Source organism: Thalassospira sp. A40-3 (genome assembly GCF_015871485.1).
Classification (GTDB): Bacteria; Pseudomonadota; Alphaproteobacteria; order Rhodospirillales; family Thalassospiraceae; genus Thalassospira; species Thalassospira tepidiphila.
This window is the reverse complement of record NZ_CP065428.1, coordinates 755656-782366: the sequence shown is the minus strand read 5'-3', so window position 1 is coordinate 782366 and position 26711 is coordinate 755656. Positions and strand designations below refer to the sequence as shown.

General features: G+C 53.9%; 24 protein-coding genes. 16 read left to right on the top strand and 8 right to left on the bottom strand.

Annotated elements, in window-relative coordinates:
• The first annotated feature begins 1 nt into the window (after position 1).
• Both IT893_RS03495 and IT893_RS03490 read left to right on the top strand, forming a co-directional pair.
• Positions 2 to 1363 carry a M48 family metallopeptidase gene (locus IT893_RS03495; RefSeq protein ID WP_197146838.1) on the top strand — a complete coding sequence of 454 codons (1362 nt, stop codon included), beginning with the start codon at positions 2 to 4 and terminating at the stop codon, positions 1361 to 1363.
• A gap of 3 nt (positions 1364 to 1366) precedes the next feature.
• On the top strand, positions 1367 to 1942 hold the full coding sequence (locus tag IT893_RS03490; RefSeq protein ID WP_197146837.1) for a hypothetical protein: 576 nt from the start codon (positions 1367 to 1369) through the stop codon (positions 1940 to 1942).
• Between the two features lie 94 nt (positions 1943 to 2036).
• On the opposite strand, the gene IT893_RS03485 is transcribed toward IT893_RS03490, so the two are convergent.
• On the bottom strand, positions 2037 to 2522 hold the full coding sequence (locus IT893_RS03485) for a hypothetical protein (RefSeq protein WP_197146836.1): 486 nt from the start codon (positions 2520 to 2522) through the stop codon (positions 2037 to 2039).
• A 271-nt stretch (positions 2523 to 2793) separates the two neighbouring features.
• Here IT893_RS03485 and IT893_RS03480 point away from each other — a divergent pair, with 271 nt between their 5' ends.
• The 3 genes from IT893_RS03480 to IT893_RS03470 are packed head-to-tail and all read left to right on the top strand — an operon-like array spanning position 2794 to position 6067.
• Positions 2794 to 3777, top strand: coding sequence for a glycosyltransferase family 2 protein (locus tag IT893_RS03480; protein ID WP_157097785.1), 984 nt, complete (start codon positions 2794 to 2796; stop codon positions 3775 to 3777).
• 2 nt (positions 3778 to 3779) lie between these two features.
• Positions 3780 to 5639 (top strand): asparagine synthase (glutamine-hydrolyzing), encoded by a 1860-nt coding sequence (asnB, locus tag IT893_RS03475; RefSeq protein WP_197146835.1) that lies wholly within the window; start codon positions 3780 to 3782, stop codon positions 5637 to 5639.
• Between the two features lie 53 nt (positions 5640 to 5692).
• Positions 5693 to 6067, top strand: coding sequence for a GtrA family protein (locus tag IT893_RS03470; RefSeq protein WP_064782113.1), 375 nt, complete (start codon positions 5693 to 5695; stop codon positions 6065 to 6067).
• Here the strand turns inward: IT893_RS03470 and IT893_RS03465 are convergent.
• Entirely contained in the window at positions 6057 to 7520 is a 1464-nt protein-coding gene (locus IT893_RS03465; protein ID WP_197146834.1) for a hypothetical protein, read from the bottom strand. The two genes, IT893_RS03470 and IT893_RS03465, sit on opposite strands and share 11 nt — an antisense overlap.
• A gap of 83 nt (positions 7521 to 7603) precedes the next feature.
• On the bottom strand, positions 7604 to 8989 hold the full coding sequence (locus IT893_RS03460; protein ID WP_064782115.1) for a class II 3-deoxy-7-phosphoheptulonate synthase: 1386 nt from the start codon (positions 8987 to 8989) through the stop codon (positions 7604 to 7606).
• A gap of 382 nt (positions 8990 to 9371) precedes the next feature.
• Between IT893_RS03460 and IT893_RS03455 the strand changes: the two genes are divergently transcribed.
• Together IT893_RS03455 and IT893_RS03450 are read left to right on the top strand one after the other, a co-directional pair.
• On the top strand, positions 9372 to 10115 hold the full coding sequence (locus IT893_RS03455; protein WP_197146833.1) for a sulfite exporter TauE/SafE family protein: 744 nt from the start codon (positions 9372 to 9374) through the stop codon (positions 10113 to 10115).
• A gap of 68 nt (positions 10116 to 10183) precedes the next feature.
• Positions 10184 to 10750 carry a YigZ family protein gene (locus tag IT893_RS03450; protein ID WP_197146832.1) on the top strand — a complete coding sequence of 189 codons (567 nt, stop codon included), beginning with the start codon at positions 10184 to 10186 and terminating at the stop codon, positions 10748 to 10750.
• Positions 10751 to 10760: 10 nt separating this feature from the next.
• Here IT893_RS03450 and IT893_RS03445 read toward each other — a convergent pair whose 3' ends face one another.
• Positions 10761 to 11798, bottom strand: a complete 1038-nt coding sequence (locus IT893_RS03445; protein ID WP_197146831.1) for a LacI family DNA-binding transcriptional regulator — start codon at positions 11796 to 11798, stop codon at positions 10761 to 10763.
• Between the two features lie 182 nt (positions 11799 to 11980).
• On the opposite strand from IT893_RS03445, the gene IT893_RS03440 reads away from it, so the two are divergent.
• The 4 genes from IT893_RS03440 to IT893_RS03425 all read left to right on the top strand — a co-directional run bounded on the left by IT893_RS03440 (position 11981) and on the right by IT893_RS03425 (position 15757).
• Positions 11981 to 12568 (top strand): gluconokinase, encoded by a 588-nt coding sequence (locus tag IT893_RS03440; RefSeq protein ID WP_197146830.1) that lies wholly within the window; start codon positions 11981 to 11983, stop codon positions 12566 to 12568.
• A gap of 21 nt (positions 12569 to 12589) precedes the next feature.
• Positions 12590 to 13618 carry a TRAP transporter substrate-binding protein gene (locus tag IT893_RS03435; protein WP_008891579.1) on the top strand — a complete coding sequence of 343 codons (1029 nt, stop codon included), beginning with the start codon at positions 12590 to 12592 and terminating at the stop codon, positions 13616 to 13618.
• Between the two features lie 155 nt (positions 13619 to 13773).
• Complete coding sequence (locus IT893_RS03430; protein WP_064788924.1) at positions 13774 to 14376, top strand: TRAP transporter small permease subunit; 603 nt, start codon at positions 13774 to 13776, stop codon at positions 14374 to 14376.
• Positions 14377 to 14449: 73 nt separating this feature from the next.
• Positions 14450 to 15757 (top strand): TRAP transporter large permease subunit, encoded by a 1308-nt coding sequence (locus IT893_RS03425; RefSeq protein ID WP_008891577.1) that lies wholly within the window; start codon positions 14450 to 14452, stop codon positions 15755 to 15757.
• A 69-nt stretch (positions 15758 to 15826) separates the two neighbouring features.
• On the opposite strand, the gene gor is transcribed toward IT893_RS03425, so the two are convergent.
• The gene (gene gor / locus IT893_RS03420) at positions 15827 to 17188 is read right to left on the bottom strand and encodes a glutathione-disulfide reductase (RefSeq protein ID WP_064782124.1); all 1362 of its coding nucleotides are present in this window, start codon (positions 17186 to 17188) and stop codon (positions 15827 to 15829) included.
• A 227-nt stretch (positions 17189 to 17415) separates the two neighbouring features.
• On the opposite strand from gor, the gene IT893_RS03415 reads away from it, so the two are divergent.
• Both IT893_RS03415 and IT893_RS03410 read left to right on the top strand, forming a co-directional pair.
• Complete coding sequence (locus tag IT893_RS03415) at positions 17416 to 17835, top strand: hypothetical protein (RefSeq protein WP_197146829.1); 420 nt, start codon at positions 17416 to 17418, stop codon at positions 17833 to 17835.
• Between the two features lie 112 nt (positions 17836 to 17947).
• Positions 17948 to 19396 (top strand): deoxyguanosinetriphosphate triphosphohydrolase, encoded by a 1449-nt coding sequence (locus IT893_RS03410; protein WP_252724068.1) that lies wholly within the window; start codon positions 17948 to 17950, stop codon positions 19394 to 19396.
• A 49-nt stretch (positions 19397 to 19445) separates the two neighbouring features.
• Here the strand turns inward: IT893_RS03410 and IT893_RS03405 are convergent, their stop codons facing one another.
• Together IT893_RS03405 and IT893_RS03400 are read right to left on the bottom strand one after the other, a co-directional pair.
• Positions 19446 to 20189: a phosphoadenylyl-sulfate reductase gene (locus tag IT893_RS03405; protein WP_197146828.1), complete on the bottom strand. Its 744-nt coding sequence runs from the start codon at positions 20187 to 20189 to the stop codon at positions 19446 to 19448.
• The gene (locus IT893_RS03400) at positions 20186 to 20746 is read right to left on the bottom strand and encodes a bifunctional precorrin-2 dehydrogenase/sirohydrochlorin ferrochelatase (RefSeq protein WP_197146827.1); all 561 of its coding nucleotides are present in this window, start codon (positions 20744 to 20746) and stop codon (positions 20186 to 20188) included. Before IT893_RS03400 ends, IT893_RS03405 begins: the two co-directional genes overlap by 4 nt.
• Positions 20747 to 20998: 252 nt before the next feature.
• Here IT893_RS03400 and IT893_RS03395 point away from each other — a divergent pair, with 252 nt between their 5' ends.
• Positions 20999 to 22054, top strand: a complete 1056-nt coding sequence (locus IT893_RS03395) for a COX15/CtaA family protein (protein ID WP_064782127.1) — start codon at positions 20999 to 21001, stop codon at positions 22052 to 22054.
• Between the two features lie 19 nt (positions 22055 to 22073).
• Here the strand turns inward: IT893_RS03395 and IT893_RS03390 are convergent, their stop codons facing one another.
• Positions 22074 to 23342 (bottom strand): DUF3422 family protein, encoded by a 1269-nt coding sequence (locus IT893_RS03390; protein ID WP_063087365.1) that lies wholly within the window; start codon positions 23340 to 23342, stop codon positions 22074 to 22076.
• A gap of 209 nt (positions 23343 to 23551) precedes the next feature.
• Between IT893_RS03390 and tldD the strand changes: the two genes are divergently transcribed.
• Both tldD and IT893_RS03380 read left to right on the top strand, forming a co-directional pair.
• Positions 23552 to 24985 carry a metalloprotease TldD gene (tldD, locus tag IT893_RS03385; protein ID WP_008891569.1) on the top strand — a complete coding sequence of 478 codons (1434 nt, stop codon included), beginning with the start codon at positions 23552 to 23554 and terminating at the stop codon, positions 24983 to 24985.
• Positions 24986 to 25238: 253 nt separating this feature from the next.
• The gene (locus IT893_RS03380; RefSeq protein WP_197146826.1) at positions 25239 to 26711 is read left to right on the top strand and encodes a hypothetical protein; all 1473 of its coding nucleotides are present in this window, start codon (positions 25239 to 25241) and stop codon (positions 26709 to 26711) included.

Sequence of the window (26711 nt, the reverse complement as noted above, 5' to 3'; positions counted from 1 at the left end):
CATGGAAGATCTGTTTCTTCCGGGAATTGCCCTGACCATCCTGATCGGAATCGCTTATATAACCGGCCGTTTGGCCGATGGGGCACATGAACGCGCGCTCAGACGCGACGAAGCATTGCTGCCCCATCAATATCTTGATTCCGGGGATGCAGTTCCCGATGACATCACGTTGCATGACAGCAAACTGGTGACCGGCAAGGTCGTCATTGCCGAAGACCGTTTTCACAATCTTCTGGCCCGCCTGCGCATTTTTGTCGGCGGTCGACTGGCCGCACACGAAGCCACCGTCACCAGGGCCAAGCGCGAGGCGATCTTGCGGCTTCGCACCAATGCCAAGGGTGCAAGTCACATTATAGGTCTGCGCTTTGATTCTGCCGAACTTGGACGCGGCATGATCGAGGTGATCGTTTCCGGTACCGCCCTTTATACCTATCATCGCCCGACGGGCGGGCGTCCATCTGCCCTTCCCGATGACGGGGTGAATATTTCGCATCGCAATCTTCTGGCCGAATTTGCGTCGGGCAGTATCGCGTTCCTGCTGATTTGCTGGGGGATTTATACGGCAAGCGGCCTCGCGGTTGAATGGGCCGCAAACAGCATTTCGGTTCAGGAAGAAGTTGCTATCTGGTCGGAGCTTGAACCCGGACTGATCGCAGAACATCGCGAAGATTATGAACGCAGCCTGCCGGAACGCTATCTTCTCGATCTGGTCAATTCCATCCCCAAGGAGGCCATTGGCCCGGCAAAGGATTATGACTTTGACGTCCTGATCATCCCCGATGACAGTCCCAATGCCGCGGCATTGCCCGGTGGCCTGATGCTCGTTCATACCGGAATGCTTGAACTGGTCGATACCGAGAACGAGCTGCTGTCGATCCTTGGCCATGAAATCGGTCATTACAACGGACGCGATCACCTTGAAGGCATTGGCCGTGAAGTCGTTGGTGTCGCACTTTCGGCCATGATGTTTCAGACCGATGCGGTTTTGACCACCTGGGCGGCAAGCTGGCCGAAACTTCTGGCTGATCGGGACTATTCCCGAAGTCAGGAACTTGATGCCGATGACTGGAGCCTGCGCATCCTCATGGCCAAATACGGCCATGTCGCAGAAGCATCCACCACCTTTGCAAAGCTGGGACAGCTTCAAGGCGACCGCAGTTTGCTGGATTATCTTTCAACCCATCCGCATCCGCGTGATCGGGTGGAACGGCTTGAGGATATGGCGCGCGAACAGGGTCTTCCGATCGGGGAGCCGGTTGATCTTCAAATCGCCTTTGAGAATTTTCTGGTGCGCACCGGTGAAATCCCGGCAAGCGCGCTTGAAGACCGCCACCAATTCAATCTTACCAATACAGGACACTAGCCCATGCGCGGACTTTTCGCCCCGTTTCGCTTTCTGAGCGTAAGTGGCCAGCCCAATACCGAGTTCTGGCTTACCCAGTGCATCATTCTGGCATCAACCGTTCTGGGTGTGTATCTGGCAAGCTTTGCCGGTTTTGAAATTGCTGTCGATTTCGACCGTTATCAAAGCACGTCTGATGTCTATAACCTCGAACGATCGCTTGAGGCGGAGTTTGTCGATAACATCGAAAAGATCGAAACCTGGATTGCCGACTATCCCGAAGGGCCGATGACCTGGCATGCGGCAAACCTCGCCCCGCGCGAACGTCACAAGCTTGACGATATGGTTTGGGAAACAATGCGCTATTCCCAGCGCACCTTTGAAGTCGATCCGGCAATTATCACCGGTGTACGTCGGTTTTATTCCGATATCGAAGCCCAGATGACGATCATGTTCATGCAACAAAATGCCAACGGCATGGCCAAACATGCGCTTAAAAACATGCAGGAAATTGTCGCCACCGCCCGTGCCGATGTCTTGCCGCTGTTGCAGTCCGAAATTCAGCGTCTTGATGGTGAACTCGCCAAAATGACGGATTGATCACGATTAACTTCTCGACCAGACAAAAACAAAACCGGGGCTGTTCGCAGTCCCGGTTTTTTTGTGTCCGCATACATGAAAACGTCGGCAACAATTAAAGTGCCAGGGCTGCGTCGATCTCGTCCTGGCTCATGGTTTTGGCCGAACCATGGATAATGCCACTGGCGACATCCATGAATTTCTGAAGCGAGGTGGTCACTGCGCTGGCCGTCACACGCAGAAGGTCTTCATCACCCGTCTCGATGATGGTTTCAAGCTGCGAAACCGCGTGTGCCACGATTGTATTGAGGTGCTCGATGGTTTCCTCGAACGGCTGACGGAATCTTGGCGGGACGTGTTCATAGGCCTCAATTGCAAGCTCCTTGTCGGAAAAGGCACTATCGCGGAAATGCTCCTGATAGCTTTTCGGCGCCCATTCCTTGCAATCCTCGATCATGTCGGGCATGTCGGGCACCATTTCGAGCAGCATGACGATCTCGTTGAAATGGTTCAGATAGTCGGTCGCCAAAAGCGTGGTCGAGGAAATGTTGGTTCCCTCCACCTTCTTTTGCCATGCGCTGAATGCAGCGTCGTCCATCATACCCGTTGCGATCCCTCGCCCTTAATCGTCTGTCAGGAACACCCTGCAATTACCCATACTTAAGAATATTTACAGCCCATTGGTAGATGTTTTTTATGAATTCGTGCCGATTGCGCAACAAATTGATATTTTGAGTCGTCAACTAGCAACAAAGAGACTTGAAACTTTGCCAAATGTAACAAGGTAGACGCGGCAAAATCTGGACGTTTCCAATGTTATCATGCTAACCATTGCGCTACTCCTTTAAAGCATCAGATAACAGGGCATTCAGGTGGCGCAAGCTGTTTCTCAAACTGTCAACCTAACCGAACTGTCGGTCATCGTTCCGATATATAACGAAGAAGAAAGCATAAAGCCGCTCTGCGAACGCTTGCTCTCTGTCCTCGATGAAATGGGAAAACCATTCGAGGTAATCTTCGTTAATGACGGAAGCTCAGACAACTCTTTCTCGCTGTTGCAAGATGCGGCAAAAGAGCGAATTGAACTGAAAATCGTCAACTTCCGCCGAAATTACGGCCAAACCGCAGCCACGATGGCTGGCATTGATCATGCGTCAGGCGAAGTCATCATTCCAATTGATGCCGACTTGCAGAATGATCCTGCCGACATCCCCAAACTGCTCGGCAAACTGGCAGAAGGCTATGATGTCGTATCTGGATGGCGCAAAGACCGTCAAGACGCGGCCATACGCCGGAACTTTGTCAGCCGTTTGGCTAACAGACTGATTTCAAAGATTTCTGGTGTTCACCTTCACGACTACGGCTGCACGCTCAAAGCCTATAAGAAAGATGTTGTTAAAGGCATTCGGCTTTATGGCGAAATGCATCGGTTTATTCCCATTTACGCCACATGGATGGGCGCAAAGGTCTGTGAAATTCCGGTTCAGCACCATGCCCGTCAATTTGGGCAGTCAAAGTACGGTTTGGAGCGGATAGCGAAAGTGCTTCTGGACCTTATGGTCGTGAAATTCCTCGACCGTCACATGGTCAAACCGATCTATGTGTTCGGCGGAATTGGTCTTGTGTCTTTCTTCGCTTCTTTTCTGAGTACAATCTGGATGCTTTGGCTGAAGTTCTTTGAAAATACTTCAATGATCCAGACCCCACTACCGCTTGTCGTTACGATGACTTTCCTGGTCGGCGTAATGTGTATCCTACTCGGTCTTCTGGCGGAGATGATTGTCCGAACATACTTTGAATCACAAGGGCGCAGCCCTTACCTCGTCAAAGAGACGGTCAATATGGAGCAAGAATAGCGATGTGCGGCATTGCCGGCTTTATGGGACGGGGTAGTCGCTCAGATATCCATGCCATGACTGATGCACTGGCACATCGCGGTCCCGACGGGGAAGGGTTTTACTTCGACGAAGAAAAACATATCTACTTAGGACATCGTCGTCTGTCTGTTAGAGACATTGAAGGCGGTGCCCAACCGATGTGGGATGCGTCAAACGAAACGGGGATCGTCTTTAACGGCGAAATTTATAACTTCCCCGAGTTACGAGCAGAACTTGAAGCATTAGGTGCCGTCTTTCAGACATCGCACTCTGATACCGAAGTTCTCATTCATGGCTATCGCCACTGGGGCACCGATCTGGCTCGACGCCTGAACGGCATGTTTGCCTTTGCTATTATCGACAAGATACGAGGCAGACTTTACCTCGCCCGTGATCGCTTTGGTGAAAAGCCACTATTTTATACAGCTAAAAGTGATCTGTTTGCCTTTTCAAGCGAACTGAAATCGCTTGAAAAACATTCTGGGATCGACGGCAATATATCCAACTTTGGCCTGCAGAAACTGTTTGCTTACGGCTACATTCCTGCCCCGAACAGTTTGCTTGAGAATGTCTTTAAGTTACCAGCTGGCCAGCAAATGACTGTCGAACTGGATACACTTGACACGAAGATCAGCAAGTATTGGGAATTTTTGATCACCCCGGATGACAACCTCACCGCAGCCAAAGATGACGAACTTGCAGAACATCTTCAGGAACTTATTTTGCAATCAGTTTCTCGCCGCCTTGTAAGTGACGTCCCTCTCGGAGTTTTCCTGAGCGGCGGCGTCGACTCAAGCGCAATTTTGTGTGCAGCAGCCAAGAATGCCAAAGATAGGAAGGTATCATCCTTTACCATTGGCTTCGAGGAAGCATCCTATGATGAGTCGGGTTACGCTCAGTTGGTTGCCGAGCACGCGGGGTCCATTCATCATCTTAGAATGCTAAACCTTGCCAACGCACAAGAACTCATTCCGGAGGTCCTGGGGCAACTGGACGAGCCAATTGGTGACGCCTCTTTGCTTCCGACTTACCTTCTAAGTAAATTCACAAGGGAAAATGTTACAGTTGCACTTTCGGGCGATGGGGCCGACGAACTTTTTGCTGGGTATGACCCTTTTTTGGCTCTGAAGCCGGCACAGGCCTACAAGAAATACGTGCCAGATCTCGCGCACAAGTTGTTTACCGGACTTGCAAACGCACTACCGAAATCCGGTCGCAACATGAGTTTCGATTTCAAGCTTCGGCGGACACTTGCTGGATTGTCGTATCAGGAATCTGTTTGGGCACCTGTCTGGATGGCGCCACTATTTCCTGACCAAATGAAAGAGTTCTTCGAAGAGCCCCTTCCTCTTGAAGATCTTTACTCCGAAGCCATGGAAATCTGGGATAGCAATTCTGCTGTGGACAGAACTGACCGACTACTAACATTTTTCACCAATCTCTATCTGCAAAATGACATCCTGACCAAGGTCGATCGTGCATCCATGATGTCGTCGCTAGAGACGCGCGCTATCTTCCTCGACAACGACATTGTTGATTTCTGCATCAAGCTGCCATCGCACTTCAAAATCCGGAACGGTCAAAGAAAGTACCTACTCAAGAAAGCTCTAGAACCGCTGCTGCCCAGCCAAACGATAAATCGTAAGAAGAAAGGCTTTGGCATCCCGTTGGCAGACTGGATGCGTAAAACGCCTGAGGTACAATCGCCACGGCCAGTCCCAGGGGTGGATATGTACTACGCTGCATCCCAGTGGACTGAGCATCACAGCGGCAAGAGCGACAACCGCTTTTTCCTATGGAACTGGTTGGCGCTGCAAAACAGTCCGACTGGGCGGTTTTAACAGATCTATACCCCGTTGGCGTTTGCCACTAACGACCAGAGACAAGTGACCAAATGAGAGCAATAGCTAAATTCATTGGACTAGGTGCAATTACGACCGCGGCGACTTATTCGACCTATCTGATAGCATTACAGTTTTTCGGACCTATGACTGCCTACTGGTGTGCATTGGCAGTAGCGTTTGTCATTCAGATCGCAATGATGGCACCTTTTGTTTTCAACGCTAAGCTCACGCTCGCAAACGCAGGAAAATCACTTCTGATTTATTCTGGTTATTCTCTTTTATTCGCATCACTTATGTGGATTACATTACAAATTTCAGTACCACATATCATCGCGCCGCTCGTTGTTGTCGCAATCGCTGCCCCTTTACAATTCCTCGCAGGAAAAAAATGGTTACATAACCCTGTCGACGACGTCAGGAGCTAGCGTCCAGTACCTTCTTCCGATCGAAAATACGCTGAAGATAAAAACAACCAATCAGTGTTGAGAATGGTACCACCGGTGCAAGATAACGCGTTTCCAAGTGGACCAAAGCGTGTGCAAATAACACACCAAAATAAACTGCCCACAAAGCCGCGCAGACAAGTACTTCTCTCTTGCACACATTCTTGCCGAGATAAAGACGTACAAGCCAGACAATCGGTAGAATCACGAAAGCAACAGTAATGATGATAGCAATTACGCGCTCGACCATTTCGCCAGAGAACAGTGCGAATGCCGCCGCATCATCAAACATACTTTCGCGAAGTTCCCGATAATCGGGCCAAGGTTTTTCTCCGTGAATCCAGAAACCTGTTTCCCTAATCGCGCCGAACGGGCGGAAAGTGAGCGTCGCGTAGTTCTCACGTATGTGCCCGATTGTCATGCGCAGCATTGAACCCGGATAGTTAACCCAGCTTTCGAAATACTTCTGCTTCGAAATATTTGCCAACTCTGGAGCAACGCACCCTTGCTCGAACAAACTCCACTGAACGGCGAGAACCTCCGAGAAGGAGTAATTGCTTAGTTTTTCACGTGCGGTTATGTCTACCGGTTCATTGCCGGAGAATATTCTCTGATCTTTTTCTGCTGCGTCGACAAGCCCAACCATGTAGATGGTTTGCGATCCTGATGTGATAAAACTATATCCAGTCCGGTCCTCATTCCACGTCTTATACAATTGCGTAGCCACGATTAGTGGAATAAAGAAAACAGCGATTGCAGCGCATGATTTCCACCGCTGCTTTTCCGCGACAAAAGCTCGAACTAAAAACGGTATGACAAACAGGATTGACAGTATCGCCACTCCTTCTCGAACAAGAAAGCCAAGGGTGATCAGCATGCCAAAGAGCAGCGCTTGAACAAACCCAAAGGGGCGTCCGCGCAAGGTCGCTACCGCGTTTTCGCTAAGCACAATCACAAATAGGCTCGTGGCAAAACTGTCGGTCAAGATCATGGAGTCCAACAGCAACGAGAATGACAGCCCCGTTGCCAGCAAACAGAACGCACCCCAAAAAGGCTTCATACCCAACGCGGAGATAAGGCGCGAAAGGCTGTAAAGCGATACCGCGGACAGCAAGAACTGTGAAAGAACAACAATCCACTGCCAGTTCTCTGAGGAGATCAATTGCGTTAGCGCAATGAACATAGGATATCCGGCTATTCTGAAGACAGTTGTCGGCATTGCACTGTCCTCGAGACCGGCGTCGGTCAACCAATCCGAACTTTCCAATATCAACTCGGCAAAGCGTGTATATCCACCGGTATCCGGTGCAACTCCTGGCCCCCAAATGAGCAATACAGCGATCTTGAACAGTAGGATCATAAAAATGACGGAAAGGTACAGTTTTCTGTCGTCAAAGGTTGACGCTCGAAAATCTGGAAAGGCTGAGCGTTTCACAGCAGTAATCACCTGAAAAATACAATAGAAAACGGGCGCCCGGCAATCGGACGCCCGTGACAATATCAACCCGACCAATCAAATCAAGCAGAAGCAGCCATCTGTTCTGCGCGTACACTGTCACGTTCTTTTTTGATCATTTCCGCCATCAGGAAGGCAAGCTCAAGGGCCTGTCCGCCATTGAGGCGCGGGTCGCAATGAGTGTGGTAACGATCCGAAAGCGCATCTTCGGTCACTTCGCGGGCACCCCCGATGCATTCGGTCACATCCGTACCGGTCATTTCGAAATGAACGCCACCGGCATGGGTGCCTTCGGCCTTGTGCACGTCAAAGAAGTTTTTGACTTCCGACAGGATCGCGTCAAACGGACGGGTTTTATATCCGCTTGATGCCTTGATCGTGTTGCCATGCATCGGATCGCAGGACCACACGACCTTGCGGCCTTCGGCCTTAACACGTTTGACCAGACGCGGCAGGTTATCAAACACATTGTCCGCCCCCATACGTGCGATCAGGGTCAGACGACCGGCTTCGTTCTGCGGGTTAAGGATATCGATCAGACGGATCAGATCATCCTCATCCATCGTCGGTCCGCATTTCATACCAATCGGGTTTTTCACCCCACGCAGGAATTCAACATGAGCATGATCGGCCTGACGGGTGCGGTCGCCAATCCACAGCATGTGTGCCGAACAATCATACCATTCGCCGGTAAGACTATCCTGGCGGGTCAAGGCCTGCTCATAACCCAGCAAAAGCGCCTCGTGCGAGGTATAGAAATCGGTTTCACGCAGCTGCGGCGCGCTTTCAGCCGTGATGCCGCATGCTTCCATGAAGGCAACCGCCTCATCGATCTGGGTGGTCATCTTGCTGTAACGCTCACCGGCCGGGCTGCCATCGACAAAAGACAGGTTCCAGCGATGGATCTTGGTCAGATCGGCGAAACCGCCCTGCGCAAAGGCACGCAGCAGGTTAAGGGTCGCTGCCGACTGGTTATAGGCGCGAATCTGGCGCTGCGGGTCCGGAATACGGGCTTCTTCGGTGAACTCGATCCCGTTGACCACATCACCGCGATAGCTTGGCAGTTCGACGCCATTGATGGTTTCGGTGTCTGATGAGCGCGGCTTGGCAAACTGGCCGGCCATACGGCCAACCTTGACCACCGGGCATGCCGCGCCATAGGTCAGAACCACCGCCATCTGCAGCATCACCTTGAAGGTGTCGCGAATGTTGTTGGGGTGAAATTCCTTAAAGCTTTCGGCACAGTCGCCGCCCTGCAGCAGGAAGGCATTGCCTTCTGCAACGTCACCAAGCTTTTCCTTAAGCGCACGCGCCTCGCCAGCAAACACCAAAGGAGGATAGCTGCCGAGCTCTTGCTCTACGGCCTTTACGGCCTGTGCATCAGGATAAGTCGGCACCTGCTTGATCGGCAGGTTACGCCAGCTTTCAATGCTCCAGCTCTTGCTCATTTGCTTCCTCTCAATCCGGCATGTTCATCATCATGCCGCCATTATAACACAAATCCAGTTGTCCGGCGGTTTTCCGCCTTGGCATCCGGTCATGCAACCGGGCCAAACTTGATACGGGTTTTGCCAACGCATTTCCACCCCTTCTCGACGTTTGGACAATAAAATCCCGCAATTTTTTGCCAACCGACCCAAAAACCACGCAAAATTCCACCCATAAGAGTGAATTCATGCATGTGGCACCGGTGAATGCCAATTCGTCATACCAAACAAGGTAGTGCGAATCCGGCACTGCGCAATCATCAGACCAATTGCACAGTTTATGATTTGCGGGCACACTGCGAGCGCCTACCACCACAAGCGCCACCGTTCAGCCGGATCCCCTATGCCCCTTGAAACACTTGCGATAATTGCCTGCGCCTATTTCGTTGCCGCCTTCGTCAAAGGGGCAACCGGGCTTGGCTTTTCGACATCGGCCTTGCCGATCCTGGCCCTTGGGCTGGGGCTTAAGGCGGGTATGCCGCTGGTGATCATTCCATCGCTTGTCAGCAATTCAATCATCATGGCCCAGGCGGGTCACTTTCGCGAAACGATCAACCGGTTCTGGCCGATGTTTCTGGCGACCATTCCGGGCATTCTGATCGGGCTTGCCGTGCTTGAAATGGTCGACAGCATTCTGGCCGGGGCAGCTTTGGGGTTGGTGTTGATGAATTACGGGGCGATTACCCTGTTTCGGCATGGCAAGCCGCTATCTGACAAGCTTGCACGGCGACTGGCCCCGATATCCGGCTTTGCCACGGGCCTGATCAACGGCATCACCGGATCGCAGGTCATGCCGGTGTTGCCCTTCCTGCTTTCCATGCGGCTTGAACCCAAACGCTTCCTGACGGCCATCAATATATCTTTCAGTCTTTCCAGCATCGTCATGGCACTTGGCCTTGCTCGGTTGGGGCTGATGACGATTGAAACGCTGTGGATATCGCTGGCCGGGTTGGTACCAGTCTATCTTGGCACCAAGCTGGGCACGCGGGTGCGGGATCGCATGGATGCGGAAACCTTCCGCAAGGTTGTTTTGATCATGCTGATCATTTTTGGCGTCATTCTGGTCGGCAAACTGTTTGCGTCTTAACGGTCAAACGCCAGTACGGGCCGAGATGTCATCTGGCACAACCCGGCCATTTCTGATAGCACATCGCCATGAAAACCATCGCCCGCCCTGCCTTTGCCGAAACCGAAGAAAAGAAGTCCCGCTTTCTGGCCGAACTCGTTTTTCACGATGATCTGGCAAAGCGGATTGATGAATTGCGCACCCTCCATCCCAAGGCCAATCATCATGTGAACGCCTATCGCTATCTTAATGACGAAGGCCAGCTGATTGAACACGGCAAAGATGACGGGGAACCATCAGGTACATCGGGCATCCCTTGCCTCAAAGTCCTTCAGGGACGGGGTCTGATCAATGTTGCGGTGATTGTGACGCGCTATTTTGGCGGCACGAAGCTTGGCACCGGCGGGTTGGTGCGCGCCTATAGCGGGGCAGCCAATGCGGTTTGCGACGTTGCCGAGATCATCGAATACACCCCGCAGGGCGAGGCAGAACTGTTTGCCGGATTTTCCGATGCCGGAACGCTGGAACAAGCCTGCGCAGAGGACGGCATCACCATCCTGGATCGTCAGTTCGATACCGATGGAACACGCATCAAAATCACCGGACCACGTGAACGCCTGGCAGAGCTTAGCGTTCAGTTTCCAATGCCTGAGTAAGTAAAAGGTGTTAGCGCGCTTTTGACTTCGGGCGCATGGTGCTTTCACGGCACTGAAGCTCGAAACCGAGATCGATGATTTTTTGTTCGGGGGTTTCGCCGTCCAGCACGCTTTTGATCATCTGCACGGCCCGTTTGCCGATCTGATAGCGGTCGGTTCGGATGGACGTTAGTGACGGGTAGCTTGCCGCCATCATTTCAAGATCATTAAAACCGATGATCCCCATTTCATCAGGGACCGAGATACCGGCCTTTTGACAACCAAACAGCGCGCCAAGCGCCATGTCATCATTGTTGCAAAACACGGCATCAAGGTCCGGACGACGTTTGCGCAACTGTTCGATCAAATGCCCGCCAAGCGAAACACTTGAAGAATCGGTCGTCGTCATCATCAGGTCCGGGTCGTATCGCCCGCCTGAACGCAAGGCTTCCTTGAAACCTTCCATACGGCGGTGCGAGCGCGGATCCATGCGCGCGCCGAGAAACCCGATGCGTTTGTAACCCTTTTGCACCAGATGCACACCAGCAGCCCGCCCGCCTTCGAAATGCGAAAACCCGACCATCATGTCGATCGGGTCATCACTGATGTCCATGACCTGAACCACCGGACATTCGGCATTTTCAAGAAGTTCTCGGGTTGCATCGGTCTGATCAACCCCGGCGACAATCATGGCTGACGGGCCCTGGCCAAGGAAGGTGCGCACAAGGCGTTCCTCGTCCTTGGCAACATAGCGCGAGTTGCCAAGCTGCACCTGAAACGGCCCCTGATAGAGCTCGTCATAAATGGCACGCAGCGTATCGGCGAACACGTTGTTGGTCAGCGAGGGAACGATCACACCGATGACATTTGATCGGGTCGAGGCCAGCGCACTGGCATGCGAATGGGGCACATAATTAAGCTTGCGCACCGCATCGTTGATTTTTCGTCGCAGGTGATCAGACACCTTTGACGGATCGCGCAACGCGCGTGAGACCGTAATGGTGCTGACGCCAGCCCGTTCGGCAACATCGGATATTGTTGGCCGTCCGGCCCCTTTGCGCTTCCTCATAACCTTACATTTATTACGTCTTTTCCAAACCGACAAGCACCTTGTGACGGTAAAGCAAACACCGGAAATTCGGCTGTTGACTCAATGTTAGCGCTAACATTATGTTAGCGCTAACATTATAACACAACAGGGCAGTCCAAGAGTAAAACCCGCCCTGAAAATCAGTGAGTGCATCGAATTCAATGAACCGGCAAACGCAGTATGTCGTTGTCATGGGTGTGAGCGGATCGGGCAAGACCGAGGTCGCGCGTCGTCTGGCAAGCATGACAGATACCATGTATCTTGACGCCGACGATCACCATCCAAGCACGAATGTCGAACACATGCGCCGTGGTCTTCCGCTCAATGACGACATGCGTTGGCCCTGGCTTGATGCGGTCGCAGCAGCGGCCCGCACGCAGGCTGGTTCGGTTGCCAGTTCAGAGGGAAGCGCAAAGTCCGGTCAGGCCATTTTCATCGCCTGTTCTGCGCTTAAACGTCGCTATCGCGATGTGTTGCGCACGCACCTCGACCCGATCACCTTTGTTTTTCTGGATGGCACACGTGAAGTAATCCAGTCCCGGCTTGAACGCCGTGTCGGTCATTTCATGCCATCCGCACTTTTAGACAGCCAGTTTACAGCTCTCGAGCCGCCGGGGCCGGACGAGAATTGCGTGACTGTCTTTATCGATGCCCCGCTTGAAACTGTTGTTGCCACGGTCCTTGACCGACTGGCGGAGCGTGAAGACGGCAGTTTTTCCTTTGTCAAAGAGAATACTGCCGGAAAATAAGGCATTTTAGGGAGAAGACGAATGACCAAGACTCTTAAATCGCTTGCAGGTGCAGGCTTTATCGCAACCCTGATTGCAACGGCGCCGTTTGCCGCCAATGCACAGGAATTTACCCTCAAGATGCAGTCGAGCGATGCTGCTGGCGTGCCTAACTTTGAGCTGGAACAGGAATGGGCCGAACGTGTCGGCGTCATGACCGGTGGCCGCGTTTCCGTGGAAATGCTGCCGGTTAACTCGATTGTCGAACATGCCGAAACCCAGGACGCAATTGCGGCTGGCATTCTTGACGGTCACATCACCGACACCAGCTATTTCACCGGTAAAGATCCGGCATTCGGCCTGATCGCCAACCCGGTTGGCGCGTGGTCGGCACCGTCCGAAATGCTGCGCTTTGTTGAATATGGCGGCGGCAAGGAACTGATGAACAGCCTTCTGAACCCGCGTGGTTTGCAGTTCGTCGGTGCCGTTACCCCGGGCCTGGAAGCATTTGTTTCCTCTGTCCCGCTTGATGGCGTTGCCGATCTTAAAGGCCTGAAAATGCGTGCCCCGGAAGGCATGGTTCAGCAGGTCTTCGCAGCAGCCGGCGCATCGCCGGTGAACATCCCGCAGTCCGAAGTATTCACCTCGCTTGATAAAAAAGTGATCGATGCTGCGGATGCGACCGTGTTCTCGACCAACCAGGCCATGGGTCTGCATGATGTTGCAAAACATCCGGTCTATCCGGGCTTCCACTCCATGCCGATGCTTGAAGTATCGATCAACAAGACCAAGTGGGATTCCATGCCGGCTGATATCCAGGCGATCCTTGAAATGTCGGTCCGTGATCTGGCCCATGACATGGATGCACGTCTGGCGATGAAAGACATGGAAGCTGTTGCCAAGGCCCGTTCGGAAGGTGGCGTCACCATCCACAACTGGTCGGCTGAAGAGCGTGCGAAATTCCGTCAGATTGCCACCAGCCAGTGGGAAAAAGTCGCGGCACGTTCCGAAGATGCACAGCGTGTATACGACACCCTTGTAGACTACCTTAAGTCACAGGGTATGATCTAAGACAGAACAGCTTTTTCGCCGGCAGCAACGCACCGTGTTGCTGCCGGCAAACTGCTGGGATACAATCCGGCTGGTTCCGTGATCCGAGACGTATCGGGACTGAAGGCCTCCCTCCTTGCCGGATTGTATTTCCTGTTGATGCAAGGAACGCAGAAATGTCTGACACCCCGCAACACTCACCGTTGCCCGAACTTCCCGAACTTGAAGAAAGCACCGATCAGGCAACTGAGGTGTCCGGTCTTCTGGGCCAGATGATTACGAAGGTTTCCAGCGTGTTCGCCATTGGATTTCTGCTTTCCATGGCGACGTTGATTTATGAGATCGTGGCACGTCACGTTTTTGGCAGCCCGACCTTGTGGGCGCATGAAACCACGACCTTTATCTGCGCTGTCGGCTTTGTGTTTGGCGGCCTTTATTGTGCCGCGCGCGACAAGCATATTCGTGTTGTCCTGCTCTATGACATTGCCGGACCGAAAATGCGCAAGACGCTTGATATCTGCATTTCGCTGGTCTGCATGATCGCATCGGGCTTCTTTGCCTGGGCCGCCTGGCTGATGGTCGAACGTGCTGTCTTTACGCCCACCGGCGACATCCACCTTGAAACAACCGGCAGTGCGTTCAATGCGCCTTATCCGGGCGTGCTTAAGGTATTTTTGTTGGTGGTCCTGATTGTATTGATGGTTCAGTTCCTGGTTCAGGCCTTCAACTATGCCCGCAAGGCACCGATCATGCCGGCATCCCACACTTCGACCGAATAATCTGCGCCTCGTGCCCAATCAATTGATGCGTCTTCGCACGGCCATGCCAAGCAGCGCAACAGGATACATTTAAATGTTTGATTTACAGTCCCTTGGCATCGAATTCGGCACACTTGCCATGTTTGTCATGCTGCTTGGTTTCCTTGTGACCGGCATGCCGTTGGCATTTGTCACGCTGTTGATTGCCTTGATCTTTACCCTTGGCTGGTTCGGCCCGATGGCGGTGCCGCTGATCACAAGCAGGGTCTATTCATTCGTTTCATCCTTTGTTTTCGTCTCGGTGCCGATGTTCGTCCTGATGGCGGCGATCCTTGACCGATCCGGTATTGCGCGCGACCTGTTTGATGCCATGCGCCTGTTTGGCGGACGCCTTAAAGGCGGCGTTGCGGTTCAAACGATCTTTGTTGCGGTGATCCTGGCTGCCATGAGCGGCATCATCGGTGGCGAAATTGTTCTGCTCGGCCTGATCGCCCTGCCCCAGATGCTGCGTCAGGGCTATGACAAAAACCTCGCCATCGGCGTTGTCTGTGCTGGCGGGTCGCTGGGCACCATGGTGCCACCTTCGATTGTTTTGATCATTTATGGCCTGACCGCGAACGTATCGATTGGCGATCTGTTCACCTCGGCCTTCTTGCCGGGCTTCATGCTGGCGGGCTTCTATGTCGCCTATGTGCTGTTCCGTTCGTACACTGGTAACAACATCGCCCCGCCGCCGCAGACTGAAAAAATCCCGCGCGAAGAAAAGATCCGCCTGCTTAAGGGCCTTTTCCTGCCAATTCTGGTCGTGTTCTGCGTTCTGGGGTCTATCTATGGTGGGATCGCATCCGTGACCGAGGCCTCGGCCGTCGGTGTGGCCGGTGTGATCGCCTCGACTGTTCTGCGGCGTGAATTTTCGCTTCCGATGCTTAAGGCGGCAGCACTTCAAACGCTCTCGACCTGTGGCATGATTGTCTGGATCGGCATCGGTGCATCGGCCCTTGTCGGCGTATTCAACCTGATGGGCGGGATCAAGTTTGTCTCAACCCTGATCACCGGCATTTCCGATGATCCGACCATCATCATCCTGTTCATGATGCTGATCCTGTTTGTGCTGGGCATGTTCCTTGACTGGGTCGGTATTGCGCTTCTGACCATGCCGATCTTTGTGCCGATCGTAAAAGAGCTTGGCTATGACCCGGTCTGGTTTGGCGTGCTGTTTGCCATGAACATGCAGGTCAGCTTCCTGTCGCCGCCATTCGGGCCCGCGGCCTTTTACCTGAAATCGGTCGCGCCACCCGACATATCGCTTGGCGACATCTTCAAGTCGCTTCTGCCCTTTATATGCCTGCAGATTTTGGCTGTGGCCCTTCTGATCATCTTCCCGGGACTTGCCGGGGGCTAAGACACCAAACAAGAACAACAAAAAAGCGGGACCAATCAGGTCCCGCCTTTTTTCGTTAAAACAGATTGCCTAGTTCGCGACCGGGAAGCGCATGGTGACGAATTCCTCGGCGGCTGACGGATGCACAGCAACAGTCTGATCGAACTGGGCCTTGGTTGCGCCCATTCGAACCGCAATGCCGATGCCCTGAATGATTTCAGCGGCATCGGGGCCGACCATATGCGCGCCAAGCACAACATCGGTGGTTTTGTCGACGACCAGTTTCATCAGCGTTTTTTCATCACGTCCCGAGAGGGTGTGGCGCATCGGTTTGAAGGTCGATTTATAGATTTCGATGTCCTTGCCCTTATCGCGCGCTTCTTCCTCGGAAAGGCCGACGGTGCCAACCGGTGGCTGGCTGAAGACAGCGGTCGGGATGGCCTGATAGGACATTGACCAAGGCTTTCCGCCATAGACAGTGTCGGCAAATGACATGCCTTCCTTGATCGCGACCGGGGTCAGTTGCACGTGATCGCGGACATCGCCAACGGCATAGATATTTGGAACACTGGTCTGCAAACCGGCATTGGTTTTGATCGCCCCGCGGTCGTTCAGCTCCACCCCGGCCTGCTCAAGGCCCAGACCGTGGGTTTTGGGTTCGCGCCCTGTGGCAAACATGATGGCATCAACTTCCTGATGCCCACCACCGGTCAGCGTCAGGCTGAGCGAGCCGTCATCATTCTTTTCAATCGCCGTAACATTGGTCTCCAGGCGCAGATCGATGCCCTTTTTGACGATTTCGGCGGCCAGATGGTTACGGATATCGTTATCAAAGCCGCGCAGGATCTGATCCCCGCGATAGAACTGGGTCACATTTGCGCCAAGACCGGCAAAGATACCGGCAAATTCAACGGCAATGTAACCGCCGCCAACAACCGCGATCCGTTCGGGCAAGTCTTCAAGATGGAAGGCCTGATTGGATGAAATGGCATGTTCGATACCCGGAATGTCCGGCATGACCGGTGTACCGCCCACGGCAATCAGAATGCGTTCGGCGGTCACCGTTTTGTCGCCGACCTCAAGGGTATGGGCATCTTTCAGGACCGCACGGCTTTCAAACAGCTCGACATTCGATCCCTTCAGAAGGCTTTTATAGATGCCATTGAGACGATTGATCTCGGTATCCTTGTTTTCGATCAGGGTCTTCCAGCTAAAGCTCGGTTCGCCCGGAAGGGTCCAGCCATAGGCGGAGGCATCTTCGAAATCCTCGGCAAAGTGTGCGCCGTAGACCAGCAGTTTTTTCGGCACACAGCCACGGATCACGCACGTACCGCCAACCTGGCTTTCTTCGGCGATGGCGACCTTGGCACCATATCCCGATGCCACGCGGGCGGCACGTACACCACCCGAACCGGCACCAACAACAAACAAATCAAAATCATAGTCCGACATGCGGAAATTCCTGTTTTTGGTCAATTGACAACATGGCGCCAAATGTAGGGCGAATTTGCCAAGAGTCGAGGCAAAACACGGTAAACCGGGCGTAAAATCCGCGTGAAAGAGCCCCAAGGTGCCCGCAAAGGCGCAAGATGCCGCTATGGGATAGCTTTTATAAACTTTCGCGCTATATGATGGCAAAGACGCGATGGGGATTGCGACAACTTGATAGGATTTTATCCATGAACGACCATATCCACGGTCAGGATGCGTCTTTTGACAATGCACCGCGCTATACTGACGAGCGCGGCGGGAATACGGCCGCTGTCTGTTACGGGCTGATGATCGCAACCCTGTTTACGGCCTTTGCCACCGGTTTGATTGCGCTGATTGTGTCCTATGTCGCGCGCGAAGACGACAATCACTGGACCAACAGCCACTACACGTTTGTCATCCGGACATTCTGGATCAGCATCCTTTATGCTATCATTCTTGGCTTCTTCACCTTCGTGATTGGCTGGATCCCGCTTCTGGGCTGGGCTATTGTCGGGTTGATGGCCCTTTACACCACCGCCTGGTTTATCGGGCGTAATGTGATCGGCCTTCTGCGTGCGCTGAATGGCCGTCCGATTGATAGCCCGCAAAGCTGGTTCTTTGGCTGATCGCCCATAAACGCGGTGCAATCGGGTCAAAGACTGTTTGTCCGATTGCACCGGACTCCCCGGCCCGCTAAAGTTGCCCGATAATAACATTTGATTTGGACAGGGGTAAAAAGTGGCGTCGTCTGTACAGGGTTCCGGCGATAAAATGCGCTGGGAAGATCTTCTTTCTTCTCATCGGCTTGAATTCAAGGATGGCAAAATTCGCCTGCCCGAAGGTGCCCCCTATCCGACACCCGATGGCCGAAGCCCGTTTCAGATCGATGTCGACCGAGTGATTTTTTCATCCTCGTTCCGGCGTCTGCAAAACAAGACGCAGGTTCACCCCTTATCCGAAAATGATCATGTCCATACCCGCCTGACCCACACGATCGAGGTCGGCTCGGTCGGGCAATCATTGGGACTGATGGCGGGCGCGCATATCGTCAAAAACCTGGCCAAGGGATCGGAAACCACCGTGGCCGATATCGGTTACATGGTGCAGGCAGCATGTCTTGCGCACGATATCGGTAACCCGCCATTCGGGCATTCTGGCGAGGACGCCATCAATGAATGGTTCACCACATCGCGCCTTGCCAAGGATGAACTGACATCACGCCTTTCCGGGCCGGAGCTTGAAGACCTGCGCCATTTTGAGGGCAACGCCCAAGGGTTACGCATCATCAGCCAGCTTGAAATGAAGCGCTTTGACGGTGGGCTTAACCTGACTTACGGCACGCTGGGCAGTTTCATCAAATATCCGCGCAGCACGTCCGTTCCCGACGCCCGCCGCAAGGAATATACCGGCCTTAAAAAGCCCGGATATTATCAGGCCGAACGCGACATTGCGCAGGCGATTGCCAGGGTTTGCGGCCTGTCCCCGCTTGAAGGATTTGATGGTGCATGGCGGCGTCATCCGCTGGTCTATCTGGTCGAGGCGGCCGACGACATTTGTTATTCCGTGGTCGATCTTGAAGATGGCTGGGAACTGGGCTGTGTCAGTTTCGAGGAAGTCGAACGTGCCCTTGCCCCGATTGCCCGCCATCCGGAAAAATATGACGGCGATGCCGAACAACGCTGGAAAGACCTGCGTTCTGAAGGCTGGTATGCCGAAAAATCCGAAGATGACCGGATCGGGTTCCTGCGCGGCAAGGCGATTGGCAATCTGGTCAAGGCGGCAGTTGATGCCTTCATCGAACATGAAGACGCATTGCTTGCCGGCACCATAGAAGGTGATCTTTTGGCCAACACCCCGCTTGGCCCCTATGCCAAGGCGTGCAAGAAACTGGCCGTGCAAAAGATTTATAACGCACCGCATGTCCTGCCGATTGAAATGGCCGGGTTTGAGGTCATCAATGGCCTGCTGGACAGCTTTGTTCGGGCCGCCATCGACATTGATGAGCATAAAAACCACGGCAAACGCCTGCCGCCCCAGGCGGACCGCATCGACAAGCTTTTGTCGGGCAAGCTGATGGCAGCCCCCGACCTTTACAGCCGCCTGATGCGGGTGATGGATTACATATCGGGCATGACGGACCGCTATGCGGTGACCCTGTTCAGGAAGCTTCAGGGCATCACCATCTAACAAAAAACCCGGCCAGATGGCCGGGTTTTTCATAAAAGGCTGATTGGGCCTAGATGATGTAGTGAATGCCGCACTCGGTCTTGTCCTGCCCGGCCCAGCGTCCGGCACGGACATCGGTTGTGTTGGGATCAACACGTTCGGTGCAAGGCATGCACCCGATGGACAGGAAGCCTTCAGCCTCAAGCGGATGACGCGGCAACGCGCGATGCTCAAAGATGTCTTCGATATCTTCGCGCTTGTACCCCGCCAGCGGATTGATCTTGATCCGCGAACCCGCCGGCTCGATCACCGGAAGCGCATCACGTTCGCCACCGTGGAAGCGTTTGCGCCCGGTCAACCAGGCGTCATAGCCCTCAAGCGCACGCTGAAGCGGCTCCACCTTGCGCAGATAGCAGCATTTCGCCACGTCCGAGGCAAACAGCATGCCGTTGGGATCCTCGGCCTTAAGCTTTTCCTCGTCCGGGCGCATGATCTTGATATTGGTCAGGCCCAAATGGTCGACCAGCTTTTCGCGATAGGTATGCGTTTCGCCAAACAGCTTGCGGGTATCAAGGAAGATCACCGGCAGATCACGGTCGACCTCGGCCACCAGCGCCAGAAGGGCGGCGGCCTCTGTCCCGAAGGATGAGGTCATGGTGATGCGGCCGTTGAATTCTTCATGCACCATCGGTTCAATTAGAGCGACACCTTGCAGATCTCCATAACGGCTTAGCAAAGCCGCAGCACGGTCTGTTGCCTCTTCGGTAGACATCGAACCGCCGGTCACAATATCTTCTTCGCGCAATACATTCATGGCAACCATCCACGACGATCAATAAAATCGTCGGTTTTCTCAAGTAACTGCTTCATATCAGCACCGTCGGCCTTCCACTTCTCTCGCTGGTCGGCAAGAATGGATAGACGTTCGGACCATTTCGGATCAAGCCAGTTCTCTATAGCACGACGAATGCGTCCTGCAAGTCTTGGACTCTTCCCATTGGTCGAAACCGTGATCATCAGATCACCGCGCTGAATGCGCGCGGGCGATGAAAAATCACAATATTGTTTGACGTCCTCGACATTCGCAATCGTGCCAACGGCCTTGGCAATGGAGGCCAGCTCGGCTGCCTTTTTAAGATCAAGGTCGATGATAAACATGATGGAGGCCGCGTTGACATCCGCCGAATTTGGCAAATAGCGCTGCAACCGATCACCGGCCTGTTCGGTCAGTTCGGGTATCGGGTCTTCAGAATAGACGGTAACGTATTTTGCCCCATCACCGTCAAACTGGCGCAACCGGTTCAGGGTGGCCTGACCGTTGCCGACCAAAGCGACCGAAAGTCGCGTCAGGTCCAGATTGATGGGAAACATCGTCGATCCTCTAATGCGGGTTTCTCTCTATTGCCCATGACTATGAGTGTGGATAGCAAATTATTCAATACATTTTTTATGTGTTTTATATATAAATAACACTAAATATTGGTATTTAATAGTTGCGAACTGACTGATCCATCAGACCCGATTTTTCCGTAAAGCTTTTCCTGCAATTCTTGCAAAATCGCCCTATATTGGGCCAAATTTCAAAACCCGTCCGCCAGAAGATATCGTCAAGAGAGCGTCCAGATGTCCAGCAGTGCCTCCCCTGCCCTGTCCGAAGTCAGCCTTGCGCACCCACAAGCCAACAAAAACGTCGCCATCTGGCTGTTTTCATGTGCGGCGATGGTGTTCATCATGGTGGTGATCGGCGGCTTGACGCGCCTGACTGAATCCGGGCTTTCGATTGTGGAATGGCGGCCCTTTACCGGCATCATTCCGCCGATGAATGAGGCCGACTGGCAAACGCTTTATCAAAAATACAGCCAGTATCCCGAGTTCCAGAAGATCAACGCATGGATGTCGGTGGAGGATTTCAAATCGATCTTCTGGCTGGAATTCATCCACCGCCTGTGGGGACGGTTGATCGGGATCGTGTTCTTCATCCCGTTTGTCTGGTTCCTGGCCAAGAAATCGATTGATCGCGCAACCAAGTGGAAGCTCTGGGGGCTGTTCATCCTTGGTGGTCTGCAGGGCCTGATGGGCTGGTACATGGTGATGAGCGGTCTGGTTGATCGCCCCGATGTCAGCCAGTATCGCCTGACCGCGCACTTCGGTCTGGCACTGGTTATTTTCATCGCCCTGCTGTGGGTTGCCCTGCAACAGTTGAGCCCGCGTGTGACAACCACAGCCGCGTCAACGCGCGCCTTGCAGTTGCTGTGTCTGATTGTGCTTACCGCCCTGTCCGGCGGCTTTGTCGCCGGTCTTAATGCCGGGCACATATACAACACCTTCCCGCTGATGGACGGGCAACTGATCCCCGATGGCCTGTTCGTGTTTGATCCGGCCTGGCTCGCGCCATTTGAGGACCACATGACAGTACAGTGGGATCATCGCTGGCTGGCGAAACTGACATTCGTGATGGTGCTGGTGTTCTGGTGGCGTGCTGGCAAATGGGACCTTAACCCCAACCAACGCTTTGCCACCCATCTGGTTCTGCTTGCGGCCTGCCTGCAGGTCACGCTTGGCATCACAACGCTTCTGAGCGTCGTGTGGCTACCGCTGGGTGTCGCCCATCAGGCCGGTGCGGTTGTTCTGGTTGGGACTACAACCTATGCCGCCTACAAACTGCGCGATACGGCCTAAGTCGCGGACGTATCGTTAGTTAGTCATCGGCACGATGCAGCGCCTTGCGGATGCGGTGCATCGAAAACCAGATCGCGCCCAGCACCAGTGGCACGGCAACACCGGTGGCAACCCGGTCGTTGATCGGAACGCCGGTATCCTTGATCGCCTTGAACAGGTAACCCAGAAGCCCGACCGCATAATAGGTGATGGCGGCCACCGACAAACCTTCGACGGTTTGTTGCAGGCGCAGTTGCAGTTTCACACGCCGGTCCATGCTGGCCAGAAGGTCGCGGTTTTGCGCCTCAAGCAGGATATCAACACGGGTGCGCAGCAGGTTGTTGGCTCGCGCGACACGCTTTGACAGAACTTCCAGCCGATCGCCGATATTCTGGCAGGTCCGCATTGCTGGCGCCAAGCGGCGTTCAAGGAATTCGGCAATGGTTTGCATGCCTTCGATGCGTTCTTCGCGCAGTTCGCCAAGGCGCGCCTGTACGATGCGGTAATAGGCCCGCGCTGCACTGAACCGGTAATTGAGCGAGGCTGCCATTTCCTCGGTCTGGGCGGCAAGGTCGGTCAGTTTGGCGAGTGTTTCTTCGTCATTGGTCTGGGTTTTACTCGCCATTTCAGCGGTGATTTCCGACAGGCGGGTATCGATTTCCGATACCTTGGGTGTCGCCGTATGTGCCAACGGAAAGGCCAGCAGCGCCATCATGCGATAGACCTCAATTTCCTTAAGCCGCTGCACCAGACGCCCGGCCTGAAGGTGTTCGAGGCCGCAATCCTTGATCAGGATGCGCCCAAATCCATCGCCATGCAGGCGAAAATCCGTCCAGACCTGTGCCGTGCCCCCCAATATGCGGCTGCCGGTCAGGCCATTGTGATCAAACAGCCGGGAAAGCTCATCCTCACTCCGCTCAGCCTTGTCGACGACGATATGCAACCCCACCAGCAATTGTCCCGGTGTTTCATCAAGCCAGTCGCGCGGCACAAGATTGATCACCGGGTCTTCGAACGGGTTATCGAATGGCTCGGTGCGTTTGAAGACATAGACCGTGAATTCCGCGTGCCGTTCCCAGATGACGGAAAATCCATCACAGGCGGCTTCGAAATATTTTTGATCTGCAGCTGGTGGCGTCAGGCTGTAGCGGTGGCAAAAGGCGGTGAAGTGGTCGCGCACCGCGTCATCAAGGTCTTCGCCCGTTTGAAAGGCAAGGCAGGAACACCGCGCCGGGCTAGTCACACCACCAAACGGTCGGGCATGGATTTCATTATGAAGGGCGACGCGCTGGGGATGTTCGACAAACATTGCCACGGGCTTTCATAATTGGTTATTGCAGTCTATATAAACCACTCGGGCCATTGCTTTGTCCTCTGCCCGAACAAGTACCTGTATAGATGAAAGTCGAAGGCATCAGAAACCCTAAATTGAGTAAGGGATAATACTGCCTCAACTGAATTATCGTACAGGGAAAGACATTTTCTCTGGCCGTGTTATCGCGGCCCCAAGGAGGTTCCATGACCGATCTTCGCACCACCGACAATCTGTTTTTCGCCAAGGGTGATCTTGATCGCGACCGGCTTGAAACACAGGTCAATGATGCACTCAGCGCTGCCGAAGACGGGGAACTGTTCCTTGAATATCGCCAATCCGAAAGCCTTGTCTGGGATGATGGCCGCCTGCGCAGTGCGAACTTTGATACCGCACAGGGCTTTGGCCTGCGCGCTGTTGCCGACGAGGCGACCGCCTTTTCGCATTCCAACGAACTCTCCAATGACGCGGTTGCGCGTGCCGCCGAAACCGTCAAGGCGGTTGGCTCGGGCCGCTCGGGCAAGGTTGATCTGGGATCAATCGGTACGAACGTATCGCTTTATTCCGACGTGAACCCGCTGGGTGAGGCCACATTTGAGGCCAAGGTCGACCTTTTGGCCCAGATTGATGCCTATGCGCGTTCGCGTGACCCGCGTGTGGTACAGGTTTCCGCCTCAATCTCAGGCAACTGGCAGGCCGTGCAAATCTGGCGTTCCGGCGGACAGCGTATTGGCGATATTCGCCCGCTTGTGCGTTTTAACGTCTCGGTCGTTGTCAAACAGGGCGATCGCATGGAAACCGGATCACACGGCGAAGGTGGCCGGATTGGTTATGACGGGTTCTTTGATGAGAAAACCTGGAAAAAGGCGGTTGATGAGTCGCTCCGTCAGGCGGTTGTGAACCTTGATTCAGTCGCCGCACCGGCGGGTGAAATGACCGTGGTGCTTGGCCCGGGTTGGCCGGGCATTTTGCTGCACGAAGCCATCGGTCACGGCCTTGAAGGTGATTTCAATCGCAAGGGCACCTCTGCCTTTGCCGGGCTTCTGGGCCAGCGGATAGCATCGCCGGGTGTGACGGTGGTTGATGATGGCACCATCCATGACCGTCGCGGGTCGCTGTCCATTGATGATGAAGGCACGCCAACCCAGAAAACCGTCCTGATCGAGGATGGCATCCTCAAGGGCTTTATGCAGGATCGCCTGAACGCGCGCCTGACCGGTGTCAAATCCACCGGTAACGGACGTCGCCAATCATACGCCCACGCCCCGATGCCACGCATGACCAACACTTATATGCTCGGTGGCGACAAGGAGCCGGAAGAAATTCTGGCCTCGGTCAAAAAGGGCATCTATGCCGTCAACTTTGGCGGTGGTCAGGTCGATATTACATCTGGCAAATTCGTGTTCTCGGCCTCCGAAGCCTATCTGATCGAGGATGGCAAGCTTGGCGCACCGGTCAAGGGCGCGACCCTGATCGGCAACGGGCCAGACAGCCTGACCAAGGTTTCCATGATCGGCAATGACATGGCGCTTGATGATGGTATCGGTACCTGTGGCAAGGACGGGCAAGGTGTTCCTGTTGGTGTCGGGCAACCGACGCTCCGCATTGATGGTCTGACCGTCGGCGGGACCGCAGTATAACCCTGGGTGACCTATGGATAGGAGCAAAACCACCTTTCGATAAATTCACTATACGCAAGGTGCGAAATACTATCCACCCACACATGGCAACACCAACCTGCCGAATGGCTATCCCTGTCTTTTCAAAGACCATAATCTGATTTGATCGTTTCCAAACAGGTTATGGTCGCCATTCGGGTTTCGTCGCCAAACTTTCTGCTGACATTACGTGTACCCGATGACGGTCCTGACCTGCCAATGGTAGGAAAGCAGTTTGACGACAGGCAGATGGCAGTACGTTACCGCGCTGATTGCAGCGGGTCTAACGTCGCTTGCAATCGGAACAACCGGGGTAAGCGCACAGCAAAGCATTGATGTGCGCACAGACGAAGCACGCCAGTTTTCCGAAGATTTCGAGCGACTCACCGACGTAACCGCACGGGCTAACTTTCTGCTGAGTACCGATGATGGCGGCGACATCACCTATGCCGACATCCTTGCAAATCCCGATGACATCGTCCTCAACTTCCGCTGGGCCAAGGCCCAGCTGGCGCGTGGCGACGTCCGCGGGGCATCGGCAACCCTTGAACGCATTCTTGTTCTGGACCCGGATCTGGCACCGGTACGCCTTTATTACGCGATTGTTCTTTATCGCCTTGATAGCCTGGACGAGGCCCGCAGCCAGTTTGATCGCCTGTTGCAAATGGATATCTCGCCAGATGTCGAAGCCAATATCCGTCAGTATGTCAGCGCCATCGAGCGCCGCCGCAAGCGCTTGTCCCAAAGCCTGACCCTGACACTGGGAAGCCAGATTGACAGCAACCGCAACGCGGCCCCGAACGACAAGGTCCAGCTTCTGACCGGCACACCGACGACCATCACCGCAAGCGAAGACAAACCCAACAACGACATCGCCTATATCGGGGCGCTTCGCTATGACGTCAGCTATGATCTTGGCTATCAGGAAGGTCACGAGGTTTTTGCAAGTTTAACCGGCTATGGCAGTGACCAGGTTCAGCTCGACGCGCTGGACCTTGGATCCTTTTCGGCAGAAATCGGCACACGTATTCGCGGCGGATACTGGATGCTGACCCCGACACTCAGCCAGACCGCGCAGTCGCTTTCGCGCGAGAAGTACCTGACCGCCAGAACCGGCCGCCTGCGGCTGGACTGGAACGTGCGCCCGTTCTTTAACCTCAACGGCGATATCAGCTATTCTGACGAGCGATATCAGAACACATCTGAATCCAGTGCGCTTCGCTTGCATTCCGGTCAGCGCTATGGCGCACGGATCGGGGGCAACTACAATTGGTCGCCAAATCATCGTACGACGCTGAATTTTGCGGCCGGGATGAAGGATGCCGCCAGAAACTATTATAGTTACAATAGCTTGAGCGGCGAGCTGATCCATGCTTATCTGTTTGGCGGGGGAAGTTACATCAGCGGAAGTATTCGCTATGGCATGGACCAGTACCGGGATCCGGATTTTCTGACGACCGGCAATTCGCCGCAACATCGCACGGATCGCAGCACTCGGATCCGCCTGACATACGGTGCACCGCTTGCGACGATATTGCCGACCGACTTGTTTGGGGATAGCGAAACGGCAAATCAGATACTTGGCTTTCTGGCACCGATCAACTGGTCGGTCACCGGTGAGTATCTGAACACAAAATCAAACATTCCCAACTACGAATACCATAACGCACGTGCACAGGTATTTCTGACACGCCGCTGGGAGTTCTAG